The sequence below is a fragment of the Bacillus sp. ISL-78 genome (assembly GCF_018613455.1).
In the GTDB taxonomy this organism is placed as follows: Bacteria; Bacillota; Bacilli; order Bacillales; family DSM-1321; genus Peribacillus; species Peribacillus frigoritolerans.
The window spans coordinates 29,807-54,674 of record NZ_JAGGQC010000012.1 but is presented as its reverse complement, the minus strand read 5'-3'; the positions used below and the strand labels follow the sequence as shown (position 1 = coordinate 54,674).

General features: G+C 39.9%; 21 protein-coding genes, 15 tRNA genes, 1 rRNA gene and 1 riboswitch. Of the genes, 30 read left to right on the top strand and 7 right to left on the bottom strand.

Annotated features, from left to right (window positions below; translation table 11 throughout):
- Nucleotides 1–143 precede the first annotated feature (143 nt).
- The 17 genes from rrf (at nt 144) to J7I96_RS13825 (ending at nt 4,553) form a co-directional block, all read left to right on the top strand.
- Nucleotides 144–259 (top strand): 5S ribosomal RNA (gene rrf / locus J7I96_RS13905).
- A gap of 9 nt (nt 260–268) precedes the next feature.
- Nucleotides 269–343 (top strand) — tRNA-Asn (locus J7I96_RS13900).
- A gap of 5 nt (nt 344–348) precedes the next feature.
- Nucleotides 349–440 (top strand) — tRNA-Ser (locus tag J7I96_RS13895).
- A gap of 9 nt (nt 441–449) precedes the next feature.
- Nucleotides 450–524 (top strand) — tRNA-Glu (locus tag J7I96_RS13890).
- 15 nt (nt 525–539) lie between these two features.
- A tRNA-Val gene (locus tag J7I96_RS13885) sits at nt 540–615 on the top strand.
- Nucleotides 616–718: 103 nt separating this feature from the next.
- A tRNA-Met gene (locus J7I96_RS13880) sits at nt 719–792 on the top strand.
- 5 nt (nt 793–797) lie between these two features.
- Nucleotides 798–873 (top strand) — tRNA-Asp (locus tag J7I96_RS13875).
- 12 nt (nt 874–885) lie between these two features.
- Nucleotides 886–961 (top strand) — tRNA-Phe (locus J7I96_RS13870).
- Between the two features lie 7 nt (nt 962–968).
- A tRNA-Thr gene (locus J7I96_RS13865) sits at nt 969–1,044 on the top strand.
- Between the two features lie 16 nt (nt 1,045–1,060).
- Nucleotides 1,061–1,144 (top strand) — tRNA-Tyr (locus J7I96_RS13860).
- A 10-nt stretch (nt 1,145–1,154) separates the two neighbouring features.
- Nucleotides 1,155–1,228 (top strand) — tRNA-Trp (locus J7I96_RS13855).
- 17 nt (nt 1,229–1,245) lie between these two features.
- A tRNA-His gene (locus J7I96_RS13850) sits at nt 1,246–1,321 on the top strand.
- A 35-nt stretch (nt 1,322–1,356) separates the two neighbouring features.
- Nucleotides 1,357–1,431, top strand: a tRNA-Gln gene (locus tag J7I96_RS13845).
- A gap of 3 nt (nt 1,432–1,434) precedes the next feature.
- Nucleotides 1,435–1,509 (top strand) — tRNA-Gly (locus tag J7I96_RS13840).
- A gap of 9 nt (nt 1,510–1,518) precedes the next feature.
- A tRNA-Cys gene (locus tag J7I96_RS13835) sits at nt 1,519–1,592 on the top strand.
- 8 nt (nt 1,593–1,600) lie between these two features.
- Nucleotides 1,601–1,681, top strand: a tRNA-Leu gene (locus tag J7I96_RS13830).
- A gap of 187 nt (nt 1,682–1,868) precedes the next feature.
- Nucleotides 1,869–4,553 carry an Ig-like domain-containing protein gene (locus tag J7I96_RS13825; protein WP_214926081.1) on the top strand — a complete coding sequence of 895 codons (2,685 nt, stop codon included), beginning with the start codon at nt 1,869–1,871 and terminating at the stop codon, nt 4,551–4,553.
- A 1,065-nt stretch (nt 4,554–5,618) separates the two neighbouring features.
- Here the strand turns inward: J7I96_RS13825 and J7I96_RS13820 are convergent.
- Both J7I96_RS13820 and J7I96_RS13815 read right to left on the bottom strand, forming a co-directional pair.
- The gene (locus J7I96_RS13820) at nt 5,619–5,909 is read right to left on the bottom strand and encodes a hypothetical protein (RefSeq protein ID WP_214774123.1); all 291 of its coding nucleotides are present in this window, start codon (nt 5,907–5,909) and stop codon (nt 5,619–5,621) included.
- 382 nt (nt 5,910–6,291) lie between these two features.
- Nucleotides 6,292–6,498, bottom strand: a complete 207-nt coding sequence (locus J7I96_RS13815) for a hypothetical protein (protein WP_133352275.1) — start codon at nt 6,496–6,498, stop codon at nt 6,292–6,294.
- A gap of 470 nt (nt 6,499–6,968) precedes the next feature.
- Here J7I96_RS13815 and glsA point away from each other — a divergent pair, with 470 nt between their 5' ends.
- Nucleotides 6,969–7,910, top strand: a complete 942-nt coding sequence (gene glsA / locus J7I96_RS13810; RefSeq protein ID WP_214926091.1) for a glutaminase A — start codon at nt 6,969–6,971, stop codon at nt 7,908–7,910.
- A gap of 128 nt (nt 7,911–8,038) precedes the next feature.
- On the opposite strand, the gene J7I96_RS13805 is transcribed toward glsA, so the two are convergent.
- Both J7I96_RS13805 and J7I96_RS13800 read right to left on the bottom strand, forming a co-directional pair.
- Nucleotides 8,039–8,233, bottom strand: coding sequence for a hypothetical protein (locus J7I96_RS13805; RefSeq protein WP_053533812.1), 195 nt, complete (start codon nt 8,231–8,233; stop codon nt 8,039–8,041).
- A 49-nt stretch (nt 8,234–8,282) separates the two neighbouring features.
- A complete protein-coding gene (locus J7I96_RS13800) occupies nt 8,283–8,741 on the bottom strand; it encodes a tyrosine-type recombinase/integrase (RefSeq protein WP_214774145.1) in 459 nt (152 codons plus the stop codon).
- A gap of 358 nt (nt 8,742–9,099) precedes the next feature.
- On the opposite strand from J7I96_RS13800, the gene J7I96_RS13795 reads away from it, so the two are divergent.
- The 4 genes from J7I96_RS13795 to J7I96_RS13780 all read left to right on the top strand — a co-directional run bounded on the left by J7I96_RS13795 (nt 9,100) and on the right by J7I96_RS13780 (nt 12,080).
- A complete protein-coding gene (locus J7I96_RS13795) occupies nt 9,100–9,426 on the top strand; it encodes a hypothetical protein (RefSeq protein WP_214926073.1) in 327 nt (108 codons plus the stop codon).
- 341 nt (nt 9,427–9,767) lie between these two features.
- On the top strand, nt 9,768–10,475 hold the full coding sequence (locus J7I96_RS13790) for a sigma-70 family RNA polymerase sigma factor (RefSeq protein WP_214926070.1): 708 nt from the start codon (nt 9,768–9,770) through the stop codon (nt 10,473–10,475).
- 30 nt (nt 10,476–10,505) lie between these two features.
- Nucleotides 10,506–11,090 (top strand): ATP-dependent Clp endopeptidase proteolytic subunit ClpP, encoded by a 585-nt coding sequence (gene clpP, locus J7I96_RS13785; RefSeq protein ID WP_034305312.1) that lies wholly within the window; start codon nt 10,506–10,508, stop codon nt 11,088–11,090.
- Nucleotides 11,091–11,492: 402 nt separating this feature from the next.
- On the top strand, nt 11,493–12,080 hold the full coding sequence (locus J7I96_RS13780; RefSeq protein ID WP_214926068.1) for a DUF6241 domain-containing protein: 588 nt from the start codon (nt 11,493–11,495) through the stop codon (nt 12,078–12,080).
- Nucleotides 12,081–12,215: 135 nt separating this feature from the next.
- Here the strand turns inward: J7I96_RS13780 and J7I96_RS13775 are convergent, their stop codons facing one another.
- Together J7I96_RS13775 and J7I96_RS13770 are read right to left on the bottom strand one after the other, a co-directional pair.
- A complete protein-coding gene (locus J7I96_RS13775) occupies nt 12,216–13,109 on the bottom strand; it encodes a TauD/TfdA dioxygenase family protein (protein ID WP_214926065.1) in 894 nt (297 codons plus the stop codon).
- Between the two features lie 29 nt (nt 13,110–13,138).
- A complete protein-coding gene (locus J7I96_RS13770) occupies nt 13,139–14,128 on the bottom strand; it encodes an aliphatic sulfonate ABC transporter substrate-binding protein (RefSeq protein WP_214926062.1) in 990 nt (329 codons plus the stop codon).
- A 379-nt stretch (nt 14,129–14,507) separates the two neighbouring features.
- Between J7I96_RS13770 and J7I96_RS13765 the strand changes: the two genes are divergently transcribed.
- Together J7I96_RS13765 and J7I96_RS13760 are read left to right on the top strand one after the other, a co-directional pair.
- The gene (locus tag J7I96_RS13765; RefSeq protein ID WP_214926053.1) at nt 14,508–15,275 is read left to right on the top strand and encodes an ABC transporter ATP-binding protein; all 768 of its coding nucleotides are present in this window, start codon (nt 14,508–14,510) and stop codon (nt 15,273–15,275) included.
- Nucleotides 15,276–15,301: 26 nt separating this feature from the next.
- On the top strand, nt 15,302–16,135 hold the full coding sequence (locus J7I96_RS13760) for an ABC transporter permease (protein ID WP_396020107.1): 834 nt from the start codon (nt 15,302–15,304) through the stop codon (nt 16,133–16,135).
- Between the two features lie 61 nt (nt 16,136–16,196).
- Here J7I96_RS13760 and J7I96_RS13755 read toward each other — a convergent pair whose 3' ends face one another.
- Complete coding sequence (locus tag J7I96_RS13755) at nt 16,197–17,141, bottom strand: sensor histidine kinase (RefSeq protein WP_214926051.1); 945 nt, start codon at nt 17,139–17,141, stop codon at nt 16,197–16,199.
- Between the two features lie 850 nt (nt 17,142–17,991).
- Here J7I96_RS13755 and J7I96_RS13750 point away from each other — a divergent pair.
- The 6 genes from J7I96_RS13750 (at nt 17,992) to thiC (ending at nt 24,852) form a co-directional block, all read left to right on the top strand.
- A complete protein-coding gene (locus tag J7I96_RS13750; protein ID WP_396020104.1) occupies nt 17,992–18,921 on the top strand; it encodes a glycerophosphodiester phosphodiesterase in 930 nt (309 codons plus the stop codon).
- Between the two features lie 159 nt (nt 18,922–19,080).
- Entirely contained in the window at nt 19,081–20,220 is a 1,140-nt protein-coding gene (locus J7I96_RS13745) for a zinc-dependent alcohol dehydrogenase (RefSeq protein WP_214926042.1), read from the top strand.
- 325 nt (nt 20,221–20,545) lie between these two features.
- On the top strand, nt 20,546–20,998 hold the full coding sequence (locus J7I96_RS13740; protein WP_214774141.1) for a hypothetical protein: 453 nt from the start codon (nt 20,546–20,548) through the stop codon (nt 20,996–20,998).
- Between the two features lie 219 nt (nt 20,999–21,217).
- On the top strand, nt 21,218–21,763 hold the full coding sequence (locus J7I96_RS13735; protein WP_214774982.1) for a histidine phosphatase family protein: 546 nt from the start codon (nt 21,218–21,220) through the stop codon (nt 21,761–21,763).
- Nucleotides 21,764–21,913: 150 nt separating this feature from the next.
- Entirely contained in the window at nt 21,914–22,702 is a 789-nt protein-coding gene (locus J7I96_RS13730) for an HAD family hydrolase (RefSeq protein WP_214926032.1), read from the top strand.
- Between the two features lie 118 nt (nt 22,703–22,820).
- Nucleotides 22,821–22,935: riboswitch (TPP riboswitch) on the top strand.
- A gap of 135 nt (nt 22,936–23,070) precedes the next feature.
- Complete coding sequence (gene thiC / locus J7I96_RS13725; RefSeq protein ID WP_214774978.1) at nt 23,071–24,852, top strand: phosphomethylpyrimidine synthase ThiC; 1,782 nt, start codon at nt 23,071–23,073, stop codon at nt 24,850–24,852.
- Nucleotides 24,853–24,868: the final 16 nt, after the last annotated feature.

Genomic DNA, 24,868 nt, shown 5'->3' with positions numbered 1-24,868 from the left:
CTAATAGATCGAGGACTTAACCAACGCTTTTTAAAAAATGAAATACCTTCTTATTATCTAGTTTTGAAGGAATGAAAATTTCTTCTTGCATTTTCTCGAAAAGACGTTATAATAATATATGTCTTGAAAAAATGTTAACATTGTTTGGTGACGATAGCGAAGAGGTCACACCCGTTCCCATTCCGAACACGGCAGTTAAGCTCTTCAGCGCCGATGGTAGTTGGGGGTTTCCCCCTGTGAGAGTAGGACGTCGCCAAGCTTATATTGTTCCGCAGTAGCTCAGTGGTAGAGCATTCGGCTGTTAACCGAACGGTCGTAGGTTCGAGTCCTACCTGCGGAGCCATTATTGGAGAGCTGTCCGAGTGGCCGAAGGAGCACGATTGGAAATCGTGTAGACGGGTAACCCTGTCTCAAGGGTTCAAATCCCTTGCTCTCCGCCATTTATACCTGGCCCGTTGGTCAAGCGGTTAAGACACCGCCCTTTCACGGCGGTAACACGGGTTCGAATCCCGTACGGGTCACCATTTAGACAACATATTGGAGGATTAGCTCAGCTGGGAGAGCATCTGCCTTACAAGCAGAGGGTCGGCGGTTCGATCCCGTCATCCTCCACCATTTTTCAATAAGATCAGGTTGTTTCTGCATAAAGGATTGATTAATCAGACCATTGAAACGCTTAACACGAAAACTTGATGTATAATAGCAACATTATTACCGTCGCGGGGTGGAGCAGTCCGGTAGCTCGTCGGGCTCATAACCCGAAGGTCGCAGGTTCAAATCCTGTCCCCGCAATCTATGGTCCCGTGGTGTAGCGGTTAACATGCCTGCCTGTCACGCAGGAGATCGCGGGTTCGATTCCCGTCGGGACCGCCATTTTTATTGTTTGGCTCAGTAGCTCAGTCGGTAGAGCAAAGGACTGAAAATCCTTGTGTCGGCGGTTCGATTCCGTCCTGAGCCACCATAGTAGTGCCGGTGTAGCTCAACTGGTAGAGCAACTGACTTGTAATCAGTAGGTTGGGGGTTCAAGTCCTCTTGCCGGCACCATGTTTCATCCATATGCGGAGGGGTAGCGAAGTGGCTAAACGCGGCGGACTGTAAATCCGCTCCTTCGGGTTCGGCAGTTCGAATCTGCCCCCCTCCACCATTTTTATTACAGGGGTATAGTTTAAAGGTAGAACAGAGGTCTCCAAAACCTCCAGTGTGGGTTCGAGTCCTACTACCCCTGCCAATTTAAATTCTATAATGGCGATTGTGGCGAAGTGGTTAACGCACCTGATTGTGGTTCAGGCATTCGTGGGTTCGATTCCCATCAGTCGCCCCATTTTAAAAAATATGATATAATGATTACAACGTTAATGGGCTATAGCCAAGCGGTAAGGCAACGGATTTTGATTCCGTCATGCGAAGGTTCGATCCCTTCTAGCCCAGCCATATGCGAAAGTAGTTCAGTGGTAGAATACAACCTTGCCAAGGTTGGGGTCGCGGGTTCGAATCCCGTCTTTCGCTCCAAAAAACGTTGGCGGCATAGCCAAGCGGTAAGGCAGAGGTCTGCAAAACCTTTACCACCGGTTCGATTCCGGTTGCCGCCTCCAACATACATGCCGGTGTGGCGGAATTGGCAGACGCGCACGACTCAAAATCGTGTTCCTCTGGAGTGCCGGTTCGACCCCGGCCACCGGTATCATGAAAAGGGTTTAACCCTTTTAAGTCAATGCTTTGAGACAATCTCAGCATTGGCTTTTTTTTGTTTAATTGACTAAAGCAGAGTGCTGATCGTGTGGACAACAACTTCGATTATTAAATGCCTTTAAGAAATTCTCTTGTTATTATGGTAAAATTTAACTGATATTATAGAAGGGGGCGAAATTATGAAGTGGTTGCTTAAATGGGTAATAATTGTTTTTATTTGCATCATATCAGGATTCAGTATAAATCCAGTGGTTAAGGCAGAAAGTACAAAGCCAAATATTTCTTTTAGTATTATTTCACCTACGTCAAATACTACGAAAAATGATGAATTAAAAGTTATTATTTCTAAACCCAACTCCACCTATCAAGTAAGTGAAGTTAAGGCAAAGGTTGAGGGAAAGGAAATCCTTCTAACATATGATAACAATGCTTATGGTGAACATCTTCCAGGCTGGGTTGGTACATTAAATTTAAATGGTTTATCAAGAGGAATAAAAACACTTGAAGTCACTGTCTATGATGTTTATGGGAATGCTGTAGCGAAACAAACGACATTTAAGTATACGCAGCCACCAGGTTTGAATATTATTTCTCCTAAATCTTTTGATTTTGCAAATGGAGAATTACGGATCACTGCAGAGGCTTCTGATTTAGCTGGTGAAACCTCTACAATAGGGGTATATGTCTCTTCCAATGATGAAGGTTATGGGACGAAATTGCTGGAGAGAGTAAATAGAATCGATGAGACTGTTGATATTAGTAAATATAATGGAAGAGAAATCTATATGAATTTTGTAGTTTCAAATGAATCTGGGGGTACATTTACTACAACTAGGGAAATTTATGTTGATAATAGCCCACTCTTAAGCCCAAAAGACCGAATTGATGGGGAAATATTAGATTATAAGGATAATAAAATATTATATCGAACTAATAATGTTGTAAGAATAAAAGATTTACACACAACTAACGATACATTAGTTTTTTCTCATGCGAAAAATAAAGTGGATTATGGTTATTTAACTCCTTTAGGTGTGATGCTAGTTGTACAAAATGTTGATCCATATTATATCTCCAATAGTTTATTTGAATATAAAAATGGTACTCTTACTTATTTAGGGAGATTAAACTCAAATAGCTCTTTAAAGGTTAATGGTCATTACGCCATTTGGAATGGTGATTTAAAACCTCTTTCAACACCTGGTATTGCATTTGGAACCGAATTATATTTAAAGAATCTAGAGAGTGATAATATCACACTTGTATCTAACGAAGCAGGAAATTGGATGAATAATGTAACATCTAATGGTGATGTGATTTATTGGTCAGGTTCTGGATGGAATGGGTCAGGGGATACAATATTTAATTACAATATTTATAAATATTCCAATGGAAATACAAGTAGGCTTTCTTCTGATGGAAGTTATTTTAATGTATATCCAGTGTCGGATGGAAGCTTAACTGTATATGAAAGACATCGATATAATGAGAATACACATTTCTTAATTTTGAATGTTGATGGAAAAGATGAGACGATTGCTACATCATCAAATGATTTCTCACCTGGAAGAGATTACACTATTAACAATGGCTATGTGGCGTATACCAAGTATATAAATGGAACAAAGCAAATTTTTATTTGGAAAGATGGTATTTCTAATCAAATCAGTTATTTAGGATCTGATACATCAATTGTATCTCTAAATGCTAATGGTGATGTCATAGCAAGGTTTAGTAATGGATACTACCTTATCAAGAATGATGGTAGTCAACCAATAAAATTATATACAATAGGTTTGAACAATTACTGGGTTAAGAATGAGCTTTATGGCGTTATCGGTGGGTCACTTTTAAGAATAGAGACAAAACCAGTTTTAGTTACAGGAGTTACTCTTTCAAAAATGGATCTTGAATTAAAAATTGGAGAAGCATTTTATTTGACTGCTAGTGTTTTGCCTTCTAATGCAACAAATCAAAGGGTCAAATGGGAAAGTAATCATTCAGATATCGCAACTATTGATGACACAGGTAAAATAATCGCAAAAAAAGAAGGTACAGCTACCATAACAGTAACCACTGAGGATGGAATTAAGACCGCAAGCTGTACTGTGGTGATAAAAGATGTAACAGCTCCATCCATACCAACAGTCAATACTGTATATGATAATGCTACTGTTATTACTGGTAAAGCTGAATCAAATGCAAAGATATATGCGATGGTAGGAAGCAAGAAAATTGGAGAAACAACTGCAAAAAATGGTCAATATACGATTAAGATTGCAAAACAAAAAGCAGGTACAACCATCGTTGTTTATGCTAAAGATACTTCAGGTAATAAGAGTGCAAGCAAATCAGTAAAAGTTTTAGACAAAACTCCACCATCTGTCCCAACCTTCAATACAGTAACTGATAAATCTACAATAATAACTGGTAAAGCTGAAACAAATGCAAAAGTTTATGCAATGGTGGGAAGCAAGAAAATCGGTGAAGCAACAGCGAAAAGCGGTTCGTATACTTTTAAGATTGCTAAACAAAAAGCCGGCACCTCCATTACCGTTTATGCGATAGATGCTTCAGGGAATAAAAGCTCCAACAGAACCCTTAAGGTGATGGACAAAACAGCTCCACCTGTTCCTACAGTTAGTAAGATAACAAACAAGACCGTAACAGTTACGGGTAAGAGTGAAAAATCTGCATCTATTTATATGTACAATGGAAGTAAGAAGATAGGGCAAGATGTCGTAGATAGCCGAGGAAATTATAAAGTGAAAATCAAGGCACAAAAGAAGGGTTCCACAATAGCGGTATACGCTCAAGATAAATCAGGAAACAAGAGTAAAAGTAAAACGGTAAAAGTGAGTTAATATCAAGTTTAAATTAGATAAATTTGCTATTAAGCTACCTGTTTATAGATCTTGCGGTAATACTGAACCAAGTATTACCTCTTTTTTCATCTATTTATTTATATAACTATATAGCTAGGATGGATAAAAGAGAGGTTTTAAACACCTGATACAACCTAGAAATCTTATTAATAATAACACGAGGGAAGATGGAGGGAATCCTCTTACATCACCTTTAGAATACCTTTTAGTCCAAATAGTATGCTTGAAATCTATATGTTATGGTATAAAAGATGGGGAAAGTCGTATTTTGCAGAAAATTATGGTTTGAAAGTAATATACTCCTATTACTAAAGATGGTAGTATTAAGTAACAAGTTTTTTAAAAATAAACATCATATTGTAAATATGTACCTGGACTTATAAAAGAAAATATACTTTACACAGTCTAATAGATAAATGAGAGGTTAAGTTGGACGATTATGATGGACCTGTAGTAGTTCAAGGAAGGAAATTGCACAATAGAATTAATTAATTCACAAAATGGACTTTTTGTTTACTTTCAAGAAACGGAGAAGCCGTTAGATAAGTGTATTTAATAATCGTATGGACAACAACACAAATTAGCATTGATATAGACAAGCGGAAACCTATTGGTGAGGGGCTTGTGCGGAATTGGCAGACACGCTCGACTCAAAACCGTATTCCTCTGGAGTGCCGGTTCGACCCCGGCCACTGGTATCACGAATAGCGAAGGATCCTATTACAAAAAGCTTCACACTTAATTGTGTGAAGCTTTTTTGTGTTCATGACACAACAAAAAAAGTACAAGTAATGTGGGGGATTATGCAATGATTGTTTATCACTCAAGAATGAAGAAGAAGTGAAACGAAGGAGCAAACAAACTCATGGAAGTGATTAAAGGTATTAGGATATCATGTGAACACTGAGGCAGACGCCTATTGCTTACAAAACGATACATGAATTCTCCATTAAGGAGCACGTTTGTAACTACGATTAAAAATAAAAACGAATGGGTCAAAGAGTATTAACTCTACCATTCGTTTCGTAAAATTTGTTAAATGATTTAGATTTCAATATTCATAGTATTCAAGTCTGCTTCCGTATAGCCAGAAGCGGATAGTGCGATTTCAATTTTTTCAGCAGCCTTATAATCAAATAATTTGAATTTAGACATTAATGCGAAAGCATTTTGATTTTCGATCGCCAAGGCAACAGCCTCCACGTCTTGCAGTAACTTCAGGTCTTCAATGTAGAATTGGGCGGTTCTCATCGCTAAATACTCATTCATTGTAGTCGAACTGTAGAAAAGCCTTGTTAAAGTGGCGATTGCGTTAGGAACGAAAATCTTATTCATAATTACCCCTCCACTATTCATAATATTCTGTCACCCGAGTCACTTTTAGTATGAGTCACTCTAAAAATGTTGTCAATCTTTATCTTTTGAGCATTTTTACTCACCAGTTGAAAGTGGGTATATATTCAAATTGAGTAATAGAATACCTGAGATTTTCCAAAGACAAAAATCATTGCACCGAAGTGCACGAAGTAGGCGAAAGAATGAAGTTTGTTTACGAAACGAACTAAATTATATATAACATGTTCATTCAGGCTCGATCTTAACCAGTTTGATTATATACTTCATCCATTTACTTTATTCTACAAAGGGGCCATTTTTTTATAAATTCTTTCAATGATGAATTCGTTCTGTGTTCGAAATTTTAAAAGGGCATAGATCCTTATAAACTGTAAAGAAGGCGGGCTTCCACATTACGCAACTCTCCAGATGAAACACTATCAGCCACAATTATTTGCATGGTTCTCGTAGTTGTCATTCGTTTGTCTGGATGCTTCATTTGTAGCTGCTGTTGTATCGCTCGGAAAAGTTCATTATTTTCTGGACGGTTTGCGTTATAGATTTCTTGTAAACTTTTTGATTTTTCCATGACTTTTCCTACTTTCCATCAAGTATGAATACATATAAAAGCTTATGATAATATTCTTATGGTCTATATTTCCGTCTAATCGCTTCTAATTCCTTCTTTTTTCAATTAAATCTTTAAAGAACTGAGAAGTTGCTCCTGATTTTTTACAAGGCATTGGCTCACCTGTCTTACAGTTGACCTTTGTTATATATGTTGTTGTTTCCTTAGTCTTTAAAAAGCAACCTGTGCATTAAACAGGAGGGAGGTATATCAGGATCTTATAAAGGGTGAATTAAAATCAGTAAATAATAAATGGAGGAGCATTTAAAAATTTCTTTAAAGAATCATTATTTAAGAAATCCAAGACCAGGAAAGTAGCCGCTTTGCAGTTTTTTAAATAATATCGGTGGAATATGGCAATAAATAAAAAAACACTATGTAGGAACACTTCACAAAACATATTTTCTAAGGGGCGGAAAATTGTGAACAATATGGGATGTCAATGCAGGTCCAATGACGAATTACAGCAACTGGTTGATGAGGCAAAAAAATATACGGGTAACGGGACAGTGGCAGACTATATACCGGCTCTTGAAAAGGCGAATCCTGGGGATTTATCTGTTGCTATTTACTATCCTGACGGGAAAGGATATTGTGCGGGTGATGTAAGCGGTAAAATGACCCTGCAAAGCATATCAAAAGTTTTGACACTTGCACTTGTGTTAATGGAAAAAGGGGAGGATTATGTCTTTTCCTATGTAGGAAAAGAACCCACTGGCGATCCTTTTAATTCGATTGCCAAGCTAGAGACAAACAAGCCATCCAAACCGTTAAACCCCATGATCAATGCAGGAGCATTGACTGTGACCAACATGATTGCAGGTAACAGTGTAACCGAGCGATTTGAACGTGTTTTACATTTTATCCGGGAGTTGACGCAAAATCCGAATATCGGCTTTAATGAAGAAGTTGCCCGGTCAGAATATAATACAGCAGACTTGAATAGGTCGTTAAGCTATTTTTTAAAGCAGCATCATGTAATAAATGAGGATGTGGAGGATTTAATCGAATTGTATTCGAAGCAGTGTGCCATTGAAATGGACAGTCAGGATTTAGCGAGGATAGGCTGTGTGCTTGCCATGAATGGGAAAGATTTGCTGACGGGAAGGCAAATCATTCCCGGGGATATTGCCCGTATTTGCAAGACATTCATGGTTACCTGCGGCATGTATAACGCATCAGGTGAATTTGCCATTAATGTTGGCATACCGGCTAAAAGCGGTGTGTCAGGGGGAATCATGGGGGCCGTCCCCGGAAAATGCGGGATTGGAATTTATGGTGCAGCGCTGGATGAGAAGGGGAACAGCGTTGCCGGGATAAAAATCTTGGAAATGATGGCGAAAAAGTATTCCTTAAGTATGTTTAATTTGTAAACATTGAAACCAGTACCGAGTCAGTCTGATGTTAAATGAGTTCAGGATATAGCCTTAAGGAAACAAATCATTTACTTTCAAGGCAAAAAAAAGACCTCTGCGCATAAGGGCAAGGTCTTAGGACTATTTCATAACAAGTTGGAGAAAAGAGATACTTTTTTATATAAAGCATTTACCTCTTTATTTCGGTGTTCCCCGATTTCATTTTTTAGCTGGCCTTCCATATCGGTCATCAGATCAGCTAACTTCAATGCCTTTTGTCTGTCGGAAATATTGCTGCGAATGATAGATTCATATTTTGCATTGTATTCAGTCAATGACATTTCTTCGGTCCTCCCATAATGTAAAGTCATATAAGCTTTCCTCTATTCCTTAACCATTCACCCCAATGTACTTAAGTGTAATTACAGGGTGTGAATGGTTAAGGATCATTTGTAACTCAGCGAGGTTCTTACTTCGTTTATAGTGCCAGTACCCGAATGTTTTCCGCATGGTATGTGTACCGATGCCCTCGATGTCCACCATGTCCGCTGCTTTATTAAGCTGTCTGTAAGCTTGTATCTTACTTATTGGCTTATCGCCCTTGCGTGAGGGGAATAGCCATTCACCATCAATGGTGGCTATATAGGCGGCCAATTCATTACATATAGTATTAAGCTGTATCATTCTTGGCTTTTTTGTTTTCCCTTCCTTGATGATGACTTCCATCTTGCCTTCAATGTCCTTTATCTTCAGCGATAATAGATCAGTCACCCGTAAGCCGGTATTGATGCCTAACAAGAACAATATGTAGTCTCTCTCGCTGCAATGTCTTTTCAATGACCATTTCATATCATCTAATTTTTCCGTTGATCTGATTGGTTGAACGTCTATTAAATGTTCTTTTGGCAAAAGTGATCACCCTTAATTCACGCCAATGGAATCAGCATTTTGAATGTATACTTTTAAGAGTAACACTGAAAAAGGAGTGAAGTCAATTTGAGGGGTATATTGATATTTTTGGGGCTGTCCATTTTATAAAGGATTCGGAGAATTTTTAGTTATTTATTGGATAATAATCGTTAAAAACTTCTGGGACTTGATATAATGAAAATAGTAATATTTTTCTAAACTAGTGTTTTTGATGGGATATTTAATAGATGAATTCATTCTGAATTTAATATGCTTTAGCAGGATTGGGGAAACCACCATGAAGAGAGATTTGGCTATTTTGAAAAAATTACTGCCTATGATGTCAAGGTTGATTACCATGGCAATTATGGTTTTGGTTTTTTACTGCATGTTCATGTTCGCAGACCTGGATAATGAAAAGTCAGACAGCGGGCGTCATAACGTGCGGTCGGTGAATTTTGAAGAGATGAGCGATCAAGAGTCTGAAGAAAAGCCAGCAGGTTCTATGGTGAACTATTGTAAAGAAAGCGCTAATGAGAGTCGCTCCTCCAGTTGGTTTGGTATGGAAGTAAACGAAATGGAACCTAGCGAATACACGGTTGAATGCATTGAACATTTGGAATAGCAGTAGAGTTCTCCTATGGGATCGAATTCAGGATTCACACCAAGGACATTAGGTACGTCACATCCAAGCGTCTGGCTGGCTTAATGGAATGGAGCAGAATAATAAATGTTTTGGAAAATAAGGTCTGCACTGAAATGATTGGTGACGAACAGGGTACACAGCGGTGGAGGTATATATTAACCTGTTTGGATCTTAACCAAACAGGTTTTTAGTATGAAAGGAAATCCAATGGAAAAAATGGAATAGAATATAATGAGGCATGAAGGAAAATTTTTCACCCCCATATCTTTTTCTCTTTCTGAAACGTTTAGAGGATAGAGGGTGTTGAAGGAGTGAGAAAAATGATAAATAAGTTGAGGGAAGATATTTCTGAAGAAAAGGATAACGTTGCAATTTTGCGTGAAGTTTATCCTGAATTGAATCGGTTTTGCCGATTTCTGACCCAAAATAATTGGGATGGGGATGATTTGGCTCAGGAAACGATATTGAAGGCAATGCAGGGTTATGGGAAAAAAACGGTGATAACCACAGCTTTATTGAAGACGATAGCCCGGCATTCCTGGATTGATACGATACGAAAAAGGAAAAAAGAATCTTTAGACGATCTGTTGGATGCAGAACAACTGGGGGCAGTTGGGGAAAACGTCTTTGAAACGGTTGAATATATAATAAAATCCCTTACCCCGAAACAAGCTGTAGTGTTCATATTAAAGGAAGGATTCCTCTACCGGTCAAAAGAAATCTCAGAATACTTGAACACCACGGAAACGGCTGTAAAGGCAATCCTGAACCGCGTGAAGAAGCGTTTTGAGAATGACGTTGAAGATCGCAGGTTGACTTGCGTGGAAGATTGGCAGTATGAGGAGGAACAGCGGCTCATGTCGCTGATGACACAGGCTTTAAAAGCCCAAAATCCTGATATCCTCATTAGAAGCATCCCATCTTTCAAATCCCTGAACAGTGAGTCGATGATTCCTAAACTGATGAATCGTTCGAATCTTTCCAAATCAAGCTTCACTCCTTCAAACACACTCTCAATGGCTGCATAGCCAACATTATTGTTAGGAGGAAGAAGAGATATGACCACCATTCCATATGTAATTGAGCAATCCAGCAAAGGTGAGCGCTCGTACGATATTTATTCCAGACTTCTAAAAGACCGTATCATCATGATTGGGGAAGAGATCACCGATCATTTAGCCAATAGTGTGGTTGCCCAATTGTTATTCTTGGCAGCAGATGCACCTGACAAAGAAATTACCATCTTCATAAACAGTCCAGGGGGATCAACCAGTGCCGGTTTCGCCATTTATGATACGATGCAATATATTAAGCCTGATATCAGGACTGTATGTACGGGGATGGCCGCATCATTCGGTGCCATGCTTTTATTGGCGGGTACGAAAGGGAAAAGGTGCGCTTTGCCAAATAGTGAAATCATGCTTCATCAACCACTTGGTGGGGCGAGGGGGCAAGCAACGGAGATCGAAATTTCTGCCCGAAGGATTTTGAAGCTAAAGGATCATATCAATCAAATCATCTCCGAAAGGACCGGTCAGCCTATCGAAAAGGTGGCAAAGGACACAGATCGCGATTACTTCTTAAGTGCAAATGAGGCGAAGGATTACGGTATAATCGATGAAATAATCGTTCAGGACAATTAATTCTGATAAAGACGCCGGCTGTACGAAAACGAAAAGAAACTGCCGATTTTAGATTGGCAGTTTCTTTTTTACATTACTCCATCTATTTATCGACAAACCCCAGACCTTGTTCCTAATACTATTCCAATCCACTACCTTAGCTTCATCCTGCCCGGCACCCGATATTATCAATTTTTCATTGTCCACTGTTGCTGCATTATATGTGTCATCCAGTATGCAATAAGTGACGAATGAATCTTCTTGAAAAAATGGAATGGTATGTTGGGTAATTATCGATCTGAAACGACTTTAATTCTTATTGAAGGGATGAGAGGGTTGGATGTCTTCTATTTTGGATAGTTATTCCATTCAATATGTTAAAATAAATATTATCTGACATTATCAATCTTGGAGGAAGTTTTTATGAAGAAAACGCAAAAGGTTTTACTTATTAGCGTAATCTCTGCTTCTGCATTATTCGGGTTGGGGGTTGCTTCCTTTAAAATCATGGAGAACTCCAATGAGTACGAAAAAGCTCAACTGGCAATGGAAGCCAGGGAAGCCAAGGAACAAATTGAAAGAGAAAGAGAAGATGAAAAAATCGAAGCCCAAAGGGAAGCGAAAGCGAAAGCTGCGGAACTTGAAGCGAAAACAGCGATATATGATGGGATTGAATTTGAAACAGGACTTGATGAAGGCTCAACCGAAACGGAAGTCATGGACGTCATGCATAAAATGACTCATCAAAAGGTTCGCTCGCAAGATAAATGGGGAGCTATACCGATGTCCCCTAAGATTATAGAAGAAGTTTATAAAATAGTGGATTCAAGTGATTTTCATCATAGAGATAGATTGCTGTCCATCGCTGCGGGGTGGCGAGACTTTGATTTTAGCACGATCGTTCAGGACCATAACTTCTTTTGGGAAGACAAAGAAGGCACCGTTGGAAAAGCCCATGGAACATTAAGTCGGGCAGAAGAGGTTGAATTCATTGAAGTTAATTTTAAATGAGGGGAAAGTAATGATATGCCAAAGGGCGAGTTGGCAAAGTCCGCTCAATAAAGAAAATACTCAAACTTCCTGCACTAAGGCCAGTTCCTCAGGAAGTTTGAGTATTTTCGGAAGCTTTAATTCGAGACAGGAGTTTTATTTCTTAATAATTAGTCTGCTGGACTCGTTCTCCTTGTTTACGGGAACGTCTTTTCCAACTGTGACCCTACGAACGACGCGGTGCTGGTCCCCGTAATCGGCAATAGCGTAATGCTGCGTGGCTAGGTTATCCCAAATGGCCACGTCGCCTTCACTCCATTGCCAACGCACGGTATTTTCTAAGCGCGTGACGTACGAATCGAAGATGCTTAATAATCTTTCGGATTCACTTGTTGTATAGCCTTCCACTCTACCAGCAAAGCCGCCTAATAACAAATGCCTTTTTCCGGTTTCGGCGTGTACGTGAACGACTGGGTGCCTTGTTTTATAAATTGTCGATTCGAATATATCACGATATTTCTTTTTAACCTCATCATCAATGTTTTCGGCTGGTTTGAATTGAGCATAATCATATTCATTTGTATGGATTGCCCATAGTCCGTCCGCTAATTTCTTCAATCCATCCGGCAGGTCCTCATATGCTTCATTCGTATTGGCCCAAACTGTATCTCCGCCAACATCAGGGATGGTTACCCCTCTTAAAACTGAGTATTTAGGAACCTCTGGAACGAAAGTGACATCAGTGTGCCAATGGTTTGCTTTAGCACCGCGTTCGGAGTCAAGTTCGAAAATATAATTAGTATTATCTTTGACGGGTACCGTAGGATGTGCATAAGGTTCACCCAATAGTTTGGCAAATGCTTCTTGGCTGGCATCGTCCAAATGATTTTGACCTTTGAAGAATATGACTTTATAATCGTTTAACGCTTGTTTGATTTCATTGAAAATAGTTAAATCCAAGTCCCCGCTTAATTGCACTCCTTGAATTTCCGCTCCAATCCTTCCTGCTACCGGTACCACTTTCAATTGTTGTGTTTTAGTTTCCGTCATAATCAATCTCCTCCTGTAAGGTTAGTTTTTTATTTTTTAAAGGCTTCATCAATGTATTCATTGTTGATGTGATCTTTAAAATTAAATGATTTCTTGATATAGCCCACATCAGCTAAAGTATCGATGGATTCTTGTTGTGCTTTGATGGCATCTTCGGTAAAGAAGATATTTGGTTCTTCGGCCGTTATTATTGTCTTTACCGTGCTCACAGGCAATTTCGTTTCTTTGGAATAAATTTCAGATGCTTCATCTGGATTCTCAATTTGCCAATCGGCAGCTTTTTTATAAACCTTTAAATAGGCCTCGACAATTTCAGGATGCTCTTCGGCAAAGCCGTTGCGTGCAATGATTGCACCTGGAGCTAATATTTTTCCTTTTACTTTAAGTGCGACAGCATTCCCTTTTTCAATATTATTAAGGTAATAGGGGTTCCATATCGCCCAGGCGTCCAATTGTTTCGTTTCAAAAGCCGCCTGAGCATCATCCGGTTGCAAATTGATGAGTTTAATATCATCAGTCGTTAAACCATGGGCTTTCAACGCCTTGATTAAATACACATGACCCGTTGTCCCCGAAGCAACACCGACCGTTTTTCCCTTTAAGTCTTCAATCTGCTTTATATTACCTTCCGCTTGAGCCAGGATCCGGACAGATGACTCACCCCGGCCTGTTTGTGCAATCACTTCGAATGGCAGATTCTTATCAATGCCGGCAATCAGTGCACCATCCCCTAAAAAAGACAGGTCAACCCGATTGGAAGCAAGGGATTCCAAAAGCGGGGGACCACTCTGGAATTCACTCCATTCGATTTGGGCATCCAATTTAGAAAACTCTTCGTTGAACAATCCCTTTTCCTTTGCTATGACCAATGGCCCCATCTTGCCATTTAAGGCAATATGAACTTTCAGTGGAGCACTTTTCCCAGAAGCTTTGCCGTCATCGGAATTACAGCCCGACAATACAGCGATACTAATGATGGCAAGTAGTACTGCGGTTAGATGTTTACGATATTCCTTCATGAATTCCCTCCTTTTTTACAGCTATACACATCTGGATAGTCAGAATAATGACAAAAAGAGATTCAACGAAGAGTTTGCTTGGTTACTCTTCATTGAATCTCCGGTAGTCCAGTTGATTCACATGACCTTTATTAAATTGGCTCCAGTGTGAAGTGGGTTTGTGTATGAATGCATCTTAACAGCTGTTAGAATTATCTGTCAAACACTTTATTGATTAATCCGATAAAATAAATTGGTATTAGGTGTTGATTCTAAATAATCGATAAGTTAATATAAAATGAAATATTGAATCGACTAGTTAACTGGAGATTCAGCAAAGGGACAATATGTGCCTTATTGCTGGATCTCTATTTTTTTTAATTGAGAAAGGGTGACGGGATTGGTTGTGACGTTAGAAATTAATCAGGTAAGCAAAACATTTAAGAATGAGAATGAAAGTGTCCATGTTTTGGATCATTTAAATCTGACCGTCAACAATGGTGAGTTCGTTACCATCATTGGTCCAAGCGGCTGCGGGAAAAGCACATTATTAAAGTTGATTGCAGGACTTGATTCAGACTTTGATGGCACGATCATGGCAGGGGATCTTACGGTTAGCGGCCCTTCTAAAGACCGTGGTTTCATTTTTCAGGAGCATCGCTTATTTCCCTGGCTAAACGTGGAGAAGAATATTGCAGGTAACCTTCCATTAAAGAAACCGGACATACGAAGAAGGGTGGATGATTTGATTACACTCGTTAAACTAAAAGGGTTTGAAAAGGCGTATCCACGCCAATTATCCGGTGGAATGTCGCAGCGTGTTGCCATTGCCAGGGCCTTATTGCGTAATCCTGAAGTTTTATTGCTGGATGAGCCATTCGGTGCATTGGACGCATTCACGCGAACTCATCTTCAAGAGGCTTTACTGGAAATATGGGAGAGGAATAAGACAACGATGGTGCTTGTCACCCATGATATTGATGAATCCATCTTTTTATCGAAGAAGGTGGTCATCATGGATGCAAAGCCTGGACGGATTAAAGCTATCGTTCCGATTGATTTGCCATACCCAAGAATCCGAACAAGCAAAGCGTTCCAGGAATTCAGGTCCGTCATATTAACCCAACTTGAACATCATCCAGTAGAGGTGGAAGATTGGAGCATTTAATTGAATTTTTGAAAAAGGAAGGATGGATGGAAATTATGTCTACACAGACCGTTGCACAAAACAAGCACCTTGTCATAAGGGAAACGACAAAACAATCCAAACTTGCCAAATCGGCATTGCGGGGTTCGGTTCTTCCCGTTGTCGTGTTGATTGCATGGCAAGCATTAGGTTCGGTTGGCATCCTGCCTGCCCAATTGTTCTCATCCCCTTTATTGATCGTCATGACGTTCATTGATCTCGTCCAGTCGGGGGAAATGGGCATGCATTTACAGATCAGTTTAATGCGGGCTTTTATTGGCTTTGCCCTAGGTGGGTTTTTAGGCTTATTGTTTGGAGTCATCGTTGGGATGCAAAAAAAATCCGAAGAGTATCTTAACCCAAGCATTCAAATGTTACGAACGGTTCCTTTACTCGCGATCACGCCTTTATTCATTATGTGGTTCGGGTTTGGTGAACTATCCAAAGTGCTGCTTATTGCTTTAGGTGCTTTTTTTCCACTATATCTACAAACTTTTTTGGGCCTTCGTAATGTGGATAAAAAACTCTACGATGTTGCCCTAATCTTGGAGTTTAGCCGTCGGGAACAAATAACGAAGCTAATGATTCCGGCAGCATTGCCTAACATATTACTTGGTATCCGTTTAGCCTTAAGTGCGGCATGGATGTGCCTGGTGGTCGCTGAATTGCTTGGTGCGGATAGAGGGGTGGGATTCATGATCCAGGATGCCCGTTCATTCATGAAAACGGACGTCGTATTCGTAGGCATCATCATTTTTGCCCTCGCTGGTAAAATTTCAGACTCATTCGTACGCTTCTTAGAAAATCATTTGCTGAAATGGCAAGATAGTTTTAAAGCCTAATTGAAAAAGGATGACCGCCCGGTGATGGGTGGTCATCCTTTTTCTTATTAGGTATGTATGTTTAATCTATTTCTTTATATAAGGGCAAATAAATGGTGAACGATGTTCCTTTGTTCACTTCGCTCTGTACCACGATTTTCCCTTTGTATTTTTGAACGATGGAATAACAAACGGTCAGACCGATACCGGTTCCCCTATCTTTAAGTGAGTAAAATGGGGTGCCGAGTATTTCAAGCTGCTCTTTTGATAGGCCTATTCCTGTATCCGTTATTCGTATTTTAGCCATAGTGCGTTCCTGCTCTGTTTCCACCTTGATGAATCCGGGCTTGTTCATTGACTCAATTCCATTTTTCATGATATTGACCAGTATCTGTTTCAGCTCGATGGGATTCATGTTAATGTGCAGGTCGTCACGGAAATCGAGAAGAAATCCGATGTTGCGATTATTGGCAAAACTGGTTAATAGGTCGGAAATCTTTTGGATTTCATCATTTAAAGGAATGACCTGTACATTATCCGTTTGCGGTTTTGCTAAAGACAAATAGTCATTGATAATCACTTGTGTATATTCAAGTTCCGTAAGCATGGTCTGTACATAAAATTTTTCCGTTTCATTCAGTTCCTTCTCTTGATCTAATAGCTGGGCAAACCCTTTAACGACCGTAATCGGATTACGTATCTCATGTGCAATGGTGGCAGCTAGCTGTCCGACTGAGTTCAATTGCTTGGCCTGCTGTATTTCCTTATGAAATGCATTATTGGATTCCATCCTATTATTGGTTCCTATGAATACGAATACCAATATGATTTGTATAGCGATGAAATTAAGCGTGTTGCCGAAACTATCCAAAGCGACATATTCATAAGTGTGTTGAAGATCCGTTTTTGAAATGATCAAGATGGAAGCGGGACCTAATATGATATTTAAAGTGGCCACAATATAAAACCCGATCTTATCAAAGAGAAAAATGGGAAACAAGGGTGCTATTGCAAATATGGCCAGCATGATGGAAGTATCCGGGAATATCCAAAATTTGCTATAAAAATAAACAGTAATTAAGAAAATGAATAGGGTTTTATAAAAATTGACTTCTGTTTTTAAGAAAAATAACAGAGAAATTATCATCCCCGATATTAAAATGACCTGTATTGTCATCTCGTAGGGATTATCTTTCCAACTTATAGGTGATACAGAAATCCCAACTAATAGTAAAAAGGATATCATTGCCATGAAAGCCTTCAGTATAAATCGGTGTTTATTTTGATAATATTGGTAATTTTTTAACATAATTCCCCTTAATATTAATATTCTGTTTGCTTAATAGTAATATGATACTAGTTTTTTGTAAATCAGAAAAAGATAGATTTTGTCATTGATAACCTTTCTATCTATATTGTGGAAAGGGAAAGGTTCTTGAGGAAAGCACCCTGACCGGCCCAAAAGGTGTGTACATCCTTTCCAATATCTAGAGTTTATCGTAGATATGGGAGACTTACATTGTGTGAATAAGAAGCATGACTTGCATAAAAGCGGAGTAAGGAGTTAAGAAATGCGGAGGGATTGGGAATATTTAGTTATGCCATTTGGATGACCGTTGATTACCAGTATCCATATATAGCAGATTTTTCATATGCGCTTTTTTGGAAAAAGAGGCTTTTTGGAGGCTTCTTATCATTAATCAAACAATAAATTTTTATTCAACTTTTTAGTTGGGTAGAACGAACTGCATGATTGCCCTGTTTTTGATAGGTTATTTTAACCATTTTAACTACTATATTATTTCTTTACATTATATTCGCTGTAGATTCACATTCCCCTTTTAAAATAATGGTAATAATGGGAGGGAGAGAGGGAAATGAGAACGAATCTAAAGAAATTCGGTTTTTGTATGATGAGTGCGGCCTTTATATTGCAGGCTACTTCAATGGGGGCCTCCGCTGCAAATGGAAATCATTCCAATTCATCTATTTATGAGAAGAAAATTGTGAATGTGGCACATAGGGGAGCTTCTGGTTATGCACCTGAACATACCATTCCCGCTTATCAAATGGGAGAACAAATGAAAGGCGATTACATAGAAATCGATCTTCAAATGACCAAGGATGGTAGATTGATAGCAATGCATGATGAAAAAGTGGATCGTACAACGAATGGTACTGGCCTTGTGAAGGATTTAACGCTGGCAGAAATCAAGAAACTGGACGCCGGTACTTGGTTCAATGAAAAATATCCACAATTGGCAAAAGAGGTATATGAAGGGGTAAAGGTTCCTACTCTTGAAGAAGTCTTTAAGAAGTTTGGAAAGAACGCCAATTACTATATCGAAACAAAGTCCCCTGATGTGTATCCAGGTATGGAAGAAGAGCTTCTGCAGGTTCTGGCAGAATATAAAATGGTGGATTCGAAGGGCCGTACAAAGAATGTATTAATACAATCATTCAGTAAAGAAAGCCTTATGAAGGTTCATGACTTGAATCCAAAGTTACCTCTTGTGCAACTTTTTTCTTACAAGACCCAAGCAACTATTTCCGATGAAGAATTGGAATCCATAAAGGAATATGCAGTTGGCGTTGGCCCGAACTTCAGTAAAGTTGACGGACAATATGTGAAGATGGTTCGAAACCATGACCTCCAATTCCATCCATATACAGTAAATGAAAGAGCCGATATGAAAAAGGCGCTTGAATGGGGTGCAACGGGGCTGTTTACGAATTATCCCGATGTGTTCAACGAGGTACTAAGTGAGTATAAGCAAAATGATAATGGAAATAAAGTTACTAAATAAATGGTTTCAAATGTGAGTTCCGGTTTCCGGGGCTTTTTTTTTGTCATCCAGGTGCAGCATAATGGGCGATTAATTCTTGGGGAAATTAGATGTCCATAGGCTTAGTGGTCTTTCGGACGGGTATATAAAATAAATAAAGAAAATTTTAGGAGGTTGATTATGAAGGCTGTAACTTTTCAAGGAGCAAAAGATATACAGGTAAAACAAGTTGAAGATCCGAAACTTCAGCAAAAGGATGATATCATCGTCCGAGTGACTTCAACAGCTATATGCGGGTCCGACCTCCATATATATCAGGGTGCTTTGCCGACGCATAAAGATTATGTCATTGGCCATGAACCGATGGGCATCGTCGAAGAAGTGGGTCCGGAAGTGACAAAGGTGAAGAAAGGGGAAAGGGTTGTCCTGCCTTTCAACATTTCTTGCGGGCACTGTTATTATTGTGAACATGATATGGAGAGTCAATGTGATAATTCCAACCCTAATGAAGCGGTGGATACAGGCGGGTACTTTGGTTTTACGGAACGATATGGGAACTATCCAGGCGGGCAGGCAGAATATTTAAGGGTACCATATGGAAACTTCATGCCGTTTGTCATCCCAGAGTCATGTGAACTAGAAGATGAGGCGTTATTGTTCATGTCCGATGTGCTGCCAACCGCATATTGGAGTGTAGAGAACGCTGGCGTCAAGAAAGATGATACGGTAGCGGTATTGGGCTGTGGGCCGATTGGCTTGATGGCTCAGAAGTTCGCTTGGATGAAAGGAGCAAAAAGGGTCATTTCCATCGACAATCTTCCTTATCGACTAAATAAGGCTAAACAGATGAATAAAGTGGAGGCATATAACTTCGATGAGTATAACGATATGGGCAGCTACATTAAGGAAATCACATCTGGCGGTGTCGATGTGGTCATAGATTGTGTGGGAATGGATGGCAAGAAATCGCCGCTTGAGGCGGTTGAGCAAAAGCTGAAACTTCAGGGTGGAACGTTAAGTGCGATCGAGATTGCACTTAACGCCGTACGTAAATTCGGCACGATTCAACTGACGGGCGTATATGGTTCGAAATATAATATGTTCCCATTAGGCAATATATTTGAGAGGAACATTAGCCTGAAAATGGGACAAGCACCGGTCATTCACTACATGCCCAAACTTTTTGAAAAAATCACGGCTGGAGAGATCGACCCTACGGAAATCATATCCCATAAAGTCCCTCTCGAAAAAGCGAGTGAGGCTTATCGAATCTTTAACGATCACGAAGATGGATGTATTAAAGTGGTGCTAAAGCCATAATGTGAGCTACATAAAAAATCCAATGCCCCTGAGCTGCATTGGATTTTTTAGTTGAGTTCATAAATAGATCAAAGTGTATGGTGCATGATTGATAAACGTATAAATGACGCTTGATAAATGAACATCATACACGTGAACTGAGGAAATCGGGGTTACACTGTTTTTTTACTATGATGCCGTTTAAAGGGGATTCCGGGAAAGTGACGATTACCCTTCCGATGATGAAGGAGAGATGCAGTGCCAAGTGATATTGAATAAGGGTTTTTGGTAAGGGAATTGAGTATTTATATTATATAATGATAGTGACAAAAGGAGGATGTTTCAGATGGTATATAACTCGGCAGCAGAAATTTGTGAAGGGTTTGGTTATCCGCCCGTTCACGTTAAATTGACGATAGAGATCATCGATAAGAGATTGGGACCTGTAAAGGCAGAAGCAGAGATTGCCATCAAGCCTGTTAAGTCAAAGGGATATCTGGAAGTATTGGTGGAAGATTTGGAATCGGAGCATATCTTTGCTGATGAAAATGGCAGTATCTATGGCAGCTTCGGCATCGATCAAAGCATCCAGATATATGATGAAGTCCTGACTACCATTCCGTTCGAAGAAATAATGGGAAATGAAAATTGGAAAGAGACAGTTGAGGAATCCATCACGGCGGATAAACTAAAGGAACAACTGGGAAAATCCCTAAATGATTATCAATTCAGTGATTTGAGTGGGAAATATAAATTCAGGAAAAGATGTACGATAACAGAACTCCAATTCATAGATTAAACGAAAGGAGAAGGCGATATGCTTTCTCTTTTTTCGATCATTACATATGGCCATGATATGTTTCCGTATCATAATCAGTTGCAAAATATGGAAAACCTTTGATTAGGTTTTAATGATTTCAACTTGCATTTATTATATTACTTTACATAGGTTAATATATTGTTAAGGGATTTTATAAGAAATAGAAATGAATATTTTAAAAGATAAAAAGGAGAATATATGAAAATTGGTTTGGTACGGCATTTTAAGGTGGCACATGAATTTCCTACTGGGAAATCTGTGACGGCGGATGATATGAAGCAATGGTTTGTGGACTATGATGCAGCGGATATTATTTATGGAACGACTTTATTTGGCGTGGAGGAATGGCAGGAATGTTATTGTAGTGATATGTCGAGAGCCGTCAAGACAGCGGAACACATCTTTCCAGGCACGGTTCATCGGATGGAGGAGCTGCGGGAAATACCTTCTCCCCCTCTGAGAGGAAGGATTAAGCTGCCGTTCATCCTTTGGGCCATCTGGATTCGCTGCTGCTCGGTGATCAACAAGGAGACAAGGGCGGAAATTAAGTTTGCTGAGCAAAGAATCAATAAAGTATTGGATGAAGTCTTTGCAAAGGGGGAAAGGAATGTCCTGATCGTGAGTCATGCCGCCCTCATGGTATATATGAGGAAAGAGCTGATCCGACGTGGGTTCACCGGTCCAAAGTTCAAAATTGCCAGTAATGGAAAACTGTATGTATTTGAAAGTAGAAAAGGGAAATGAATATATGATTCCGACCGGAAAAGGTAAGCCATTTTGCGAAGAAAGGGCATGCATTTTCCGAATAGTTATTCTTTTTTTATTAGTTGTGGTTTATTATTGTAATAGTGTAATTTTTACGAATTCAATATTGGGGAAAGAGGGGTGGACATTTTGCTGAAGGCAGTTTTTTTTGATTTAGATGATACATTACTATGGGATCAGAAAAGTGTAAAAGAGGCTTTTGTGGCCACATGCGAAGTTGCCAAGGAGAAATATGGTCTGAATGTCGACGAGTTTGAAGAAGCGGTGCGGAAGGAAGCGCGTGATCTTTATTCTTCTTATGATACATATGCATTCACTCAAATGATCGGAATCAATCCATTTGAGGGACTATGGGGGAATTTTCAGGATGATCATGATGAATTCCGGAAGATGGCCGGGATTGTACCGGCTTATCGGAAAGAAGCGTGGACGAGGGGCTTGAAGGCATTAGGGATCGATGACCCGGAATTTGGGCTTGAACTGGCAGAACGTTTCCCGGCAGAAAGACGCAAAAAGCCATTTATCTATGAAGAAACATTCCGTGTTCTGGATGAATTAAAAGGGAAGTACAAATTGCTGTTGCTTACGAACGGATCTCCTGAGCTGCAAAATACCAAACTTGAAATAACACCTGAACTGGTTCCTTATTTCGACCAAATCGTGATTTCAGGCGCATTTGGACGAGGTAAACCGGATGCCTCCATTTTTGAGCACGCTTTGGAAATCATGGAGCTTGATAAGGATGAAGTATTGATGGTCGGCGATAATTTAATGACCGATATCCTTGGAGCATCACGGGTAGGCATAAAGTCGGTCTGGATAAATCGCCATGATAAGGAACGGAATGAAGTGCTTCCAACCTATGAAATCAAGCATTTAGAGGAGCTTTTCCCTATCCTTGAGAGCCTGGGGAATTAATTCGCGCTCCTCCTCCAAATAACAAATTTTAGATGATTGCAGAGAAAATATTAGGTCTTTCAAATTATTTACAGAATGAAAAGGGTGATATATAGTTACCCTGTAATCAATTAAATTATTTTCAGACTAGGGGTGTCCAATAAAAGTTGGGCTGAGAGAGAAGCGCTTAAGCTTCTTAACCCTCAGGACCTGATCTGGTTCATACCAGCGTGGGGAAGTTAGAATCTACTAAACGATGACCTTTCAATTGGTCATTTCTGTAGTCATACTAACGTTAGCCGGGTCTTAAATATGAGACCTGGCTTTTTCGTGCGAAATGGATTGGATTTCGTCCTTTTTAAATGAACTTAAAAAGGAGAAATGAAATCATGAAGAGTAATTCAGTAAATGACATGAACGTTTCAATTATGTCCAGTTTTGCCGGGAGTAAAAAAGTGTATGTTGAGGGATCTAGGCCCGATATTAAAGTACCTATGCGTGAAATTGGGCTAAGTCCGACGACTGGGGCATTCGGAGAAGAGGAGAATCCGCCTTTACGTGTATACGATACAAGCGGCTTCTATACGGATTCAGAATATCCGATTGATATTCATAAAGGCCTTGCCCCGATTAGACGCAGCTGGGTTCTTGAACGGGAAGATGTTGAAGAGTATGAAGGGCGTGAAATAAAGCCCGAAGATAACGGATATAGAAAAGTGGAGTCACAATCCAATGCCGAAGTTTTTCCAGGGTTGAAAAGAAAACCATTGCGTGCAGTGAAAGGGAAAAACGTAACCCAGCTTCATTATGCCCGCAAAGGGATCATTACTCCAGAAATGGAGTTCATTTCGATCAGGGAAAATGTAGACCCTGAGTTTGTAAGGGAAGAGGTAGCTAGCGGGCGGGCAATCATTCCGGCAAATATTAACCATCCTGAAAGTGAGCCCATGATCATCGGACGTAATTTTCACGTGAAGATAAACGCGAATATTGGAAATTCAGCTGTCAGTTCATCGATCGAAGCTGAAGTGGAGAAAATGACTTGGGCTACACGATGGGGTGCAGACAACATAATGGATCTTTCCACAGGAAAGAATATTCACACGACGCGGGAATGGATTATCAGGAATTCACCTGTGCCGGTTGGGACGGTTCCGATATATCAAGCATTGGAAAAAGTGAATGGGGTGGCGGAAGATTTAAATTGGGAAGTTTTCCGGGATACATTAATCGAGCAGGCTGAGCAAGGTGTCGATTACTTCACCATACACGCTGGTGTGCTTTTGCGATACATCCCCATGACAGCAAAGCGAGTTACGGGTATTGTTTCACGCGGAGGCTCCATCATGGCACAATGGTGCTTGGCCCACCATCAGGAAAGTTTTCTCTATACCCACTTTGAAGAGATTTGTGAAATCATGAAGACGTATGATGTTTCTTTCTCATTAGGTGACGGTCTCCGTCCGGGATCCATTGCAGATGCAAACGATGAGGCACAATTTGCGGAATTGGAAACACTTGGCGAATTGACGAAGATTGCTTGGAAGCACGATGTTCAAGTCATGGTGGAGGGACCCGGTCACGTACCGATGCATTTGATTAAAGAAAATATGGATAAGCAGCTGGAAGTCTGTCAAGAAGCACCCTTCTATACCCTGGGACCTTTGACGACGGATATAGCTCCTGGATACGACCATATCACTTCTGCGATTGGTGCAGCCATGATTGGTTGGTTTGGAACGGCCATGCTTTGCTATGTGACACCGAAAGAGCATTTAGGACTTCCGAATAAAGAGGATGTTCGGGTAGGGGTCATTACTTATAAAATTGCAGCACACGCAGCTGATCTTGCAAAAGGCCATCCGCAGGCAAGAAAACGGGATGATGCCCTTTCGAAGGCTAGATTCGAATTTCGTTGGAGAGATCAATTCAATCTTTCCCTTGATCCTGAAAGGGCGGTTGAATATCACGATGAAACTCTTCCGGCAGAAGGTGCTAAAACAGCCCATTTCTGTTCAATGTGCGGACCGAAATTCTGCAGTATGAGAATTTCTCAGGACATCCGTGATTTGGCGAAGGAAAAGGGTCTGGGTTTTGAGTCGGTAATCGATGAAGGGCTTAAAGAAAAAGCGAATGAATTTAGGAAAACGGATGGGAAAATCTATCAATGATTCCGACGAGAGGGAG

Bases quoted from the DNA above. Each gene is read 5' to 3' on its own strand.
- clpP (WP_034305312.1), top strand. From the start codon at position 10,506: ATGACCACCATTCCATATGTAATTGAGCAATCCAGCAAAGGTGAGCGC.
- J7I96_RS13745 (WP_214926042.1), top strand. From the start codon at position 19,081: ATGAAGGCTGTAACTTTTCAAGGAGCAAAAGATATACAGGTAAAACAA.
- J7I96_RS13775 (WP_214926065.1), bottom strand. From the start codon at position 13,109: ATGACGGAAACTAAAACACAACAATTGAAAGTGGTACCGGTAGCAGGA.
- J7I96_RS13735 (WP_214774982.1), top strand. From the start codon at position 21,218: ATGAAAATTGGTTTGGTACGGCATTTTAAGGTGGCACATGAATTTCCT.
- J7I96_RS13800 (WP_214774145.1), bottom strand. From the start codon at position 8,741: ATGAAATGGTCATTGAAAAGACATTGCAGCGAGAGAGACTACATATTG.
- thiC (WP_214774978.1), top strand. From the start codon at position 23,071: ATGAAGAGTAATTCAGTAAATGACATGAACGTTTCAATTATGTCCAGT.
- J7I96_RS13750 (WP_396020104.1), top strand. From the start codon at position 17,992: ATGAGAACGAATCTAAAGAAATTCGGTTTTTGTATGATGAGTGCGGCC.
- J7I96_RS13825 (WP_214926081.1), top strand. From the start codon at position 1,869: ATGAAGTGGTTGCTTAAATGGGTAATAATTGTTTTTATTTGCATCATA.
- J7I96_RS13815 (WP_133352275.1), bottom strand. From the start codon at position 6,498: ATGGAAAAATCAAAAAGTTTACAAGAAATCTATAACGCAAACCGTCCA.
- J7I96_RS13820 (WP_214774123.1), bottom strand. From the start codon at position 5,909: ATGAATAAGATTTTCGTTCCTAACGCAATCGCCACTTTAACAAGGCTT.
- J7I96_RS13755 (WP_214926051.1), bottom strand. From the start codon at position 17,141: ATGCTGGCCATATTTGCAATAGCACCCTTGTTTCCCATTTTTCTCTTT.
- J7I96_RS13780 (WP_214926068.1), top strand. From the start codon at position 11,493: ATGAAGAAAACGCAAAAGGTTTTACTTATTAGCGTAATCTCTGCTTCT.
- J7I96_RS13795 (WP_214926073.1), top strand. From the start codon at position 9,100: ATGAAGAGAGATTTGGCTATTTTGAAAAAATTACTGCCTATGATGTCA.
- J7I96_RS13760 (WP_396020107.1), top strand. From the start codon at position 15,302: ATGGAAATTATGTCTACACAGACCGTTGCACAAAACAAGCACCTTGTC.
- J7I96_RS13740 (WP_214774141.1), top strand. From the start codon at position 20,546: ATGGTATATAACTCGGCAGCAGAAATTTGTGAAGGGTTTGGTTATCCG.
- glsA (WP_214926091.1), top strand. From the start codon at position 6,969: ATGGGATGTCAATGCAGGTCCAATGACGAATTACAGCAACTGGTTGAT.
- J7I96_RS13805 (WP_053533812.1), bottom strand. From the start codon at position 8,233: ATGTCATTGACTGAATACAATGCAAAATATGAATCTATCATTCGCAGC.
- J7I96_RS13790 (WP_214926070.1), top strand. From the start codon at position 9,768: ATGATAAATAAGTTGAGGGAAGATATTTCTGAAGAAAAGGATAACGTT.
- J7I96_RS13770 (WP_214926062.1), bottom strand. From the start codon at position 14,128: ATGAAGGAATATCGTAAACATCTAACCGCAGTACTACTTGCCATCATT.